Annotated in this window: 1 rRNA gene; it reads left to right on the forward strand. The window is 38.0% G+C overall.

What is annotated here, in order from left to right:
* Positions 1-100: 100 nt before the first annotated feature.
* Positions 101-215 (forward strand): 5S ribosomal RNA (rrf, locus tag CWB77_RS16365).
* Positions 216-284: the final 69 nt, after the last annotated feature.

Below are 284 nucleotides of genomic sequence, written 5' to 3' on the forward strand. Positions count from 1 at the left end.
CCTAATAAGTTAATATAACTAAAGTAGATACTAGAAGACTTTATTATCAGAATTCCAAATTTTAGTTAGTACGTAGCGATACGGACTGACACCAAATTTGCTTGGTGACAATAGCGTTTTGGACCCACCTGACCCCATGCCGAACTCAGTAGTGAAACGAAACAGCGCCGATGATAGTGTAGCATTTGTTATGTGAAAGTAGGACATTACCAAGATCCAATTAAAGAAACCCGTTACAGCAATGTAACGGGTTTTTTGTTGTTTGGGGTTTAGTAAATAGCCAA

The sequence above is a fragment of the Pseudoalteromonas sp. S1610 genome (assembly GCF_005887465.1).
Classification (GTDB): Bacteria; Pseudomonadota; Gammaproteobacteria; order Enterobacterales; family Alteromonadaceae; genus Pseudoalteromonas; species Pseudoalteromonas undina.